Source organism: Vibrio sp. Vb1554, from assembly GCF_033344235.1.
Map to the genome: position 1 here is coordinate 1 of NZ_JAWPOJ010000211.1, position 1,351 is coordinate 1,351.

The following is a 1,351-nucleotide window of genomic DNA, read 5'->3' on the forward strand; positions in this document are numbered from 1 at the left end:
CAGACACATTAACGAAAACATTGGGTGCGAAATTTTTTGTTCAACCCGGAAGTTTTACCAATGGTACAGAAGCGATCAAACAGATCATTTTCGCCAACACTGGCATCGATATCCGTAACGCACGCTTGGAAGATGGATCGGGCCTTTCAAGAAACAACCGCATTTCTGCGACCAAAATGGCAGAAATCCTACGTTATATTTGGAAAAACGAAAAAACACTGAAGCTGATTGCCATCATGCCTAAATCAGGCGAATCGGGTACGCTGCAATACCGCCAAAGCATGCGGAATGCCCCAATCAAAGGTCAACTGATTGCCAAGAGTGGTTCATTGTACGGAACCTACAACATGGCGGGTTATGGTTTAGATAAAAATGGCCAGCCGAATACTATTTTCGTCCAGTTTGTCTCAGACTACTTTCCAGAAAAAAGGGACGATAACAAACCTGTCATCGCCCCTATTACGCATTTTGAGCAGTTATTTTACCGTGACATCGTGAATTTTAGTCAGGCAATACCTAAGAAGTAATTCACCACAGTAAAGTAAATCCACATACCTGATATATCAACGATTGATGCAAGCACAGGGCTCACCAATACGGCTGGGTCTAGCTTGCAAGCACGGGCAATTATTGGCAACAAACCGCCAAGCGTTGTGGAAATTGAGACTTGAATAAACAAAGCAACGGCGATTGCAAGTGCGATGTCTGTCAGTTCAAAGCCCCCCGTAGATTGGCCGGCACTAAAAAGCATAATGCGTCCAACCATAACTATTGCGATCGCTAATGCGAGACACAGCGCTACGCGACTTTCTTTCCAAAGTACTGCTAACCACTGACGCTTTTTAAGCTCACCTGTGGCCAATGCACGAATGACCAATGTGGCCGCTTGAGTACCCGTATTACCACCAGCCGCCGCAATCACCGGCATGTACACTGCAAGTAAAACCAGTTGGCTCAATGTATCTTCATACTGAGCAATAATCAGCCCAGAAACGATCCCCAATAAAGCGAGTGCAATAATCCAGCCGATTCGCTGCTTTACATGCTCTAGTACGCCTGTTGATAAGTAACCGTCAGGAGTATCAACTTCCGACACATGCAAACCCAATTGGTGCGCATAGTGACGCGCACGCTTATCATGACCCGCATGCTCAAGTTGAGACATCAAACTGTTCACATACCCTACAGAACAGTGCTTCAAAATCCCCACCGCTTCATCTATTGGCATGATGGTGAGCAAATGAAGTTGCTGCTCTTGATCGTATTTCAAAAACGCATTGCGAGCTGCACCAATTTCTACTTCAGAAAAGTTTGGTGTTGTTTCAATAAAAGTGTTGTTCATTACCGTCAT

2 protein-coding genes are annotated in these 1,351 nt (G+C 45.0%); one reads left to right on the forward strand and one right to left on the reverse strand.

Annotated features, from left to right (window positions below; translation table 11 throughout):
• Positions 1-527: D-alanyl-D-alanine carboxypeptidase/D-alanyl-D-alanine-endopeptidase (dacB, locus tag R8N28_RS25030; RefSeq protein WP_318183642.1), on the forward strand; the 527-nt coding region annotated here is incomplete at its 5' end.
• Here dacB and R8N28_RS25035 read toward each other — a convergent pair.
• A partial coding sequence (locus tag R8N28_RS25035; RefSeq protein WP_005494055.1) for a magnesium transporter occupies positions 506-1,351 on the reverse strand: 846 nt, incomplete at its 5' end. The genes dacB and R8N28_RS25035 overlap by 22 nt on opposite strands.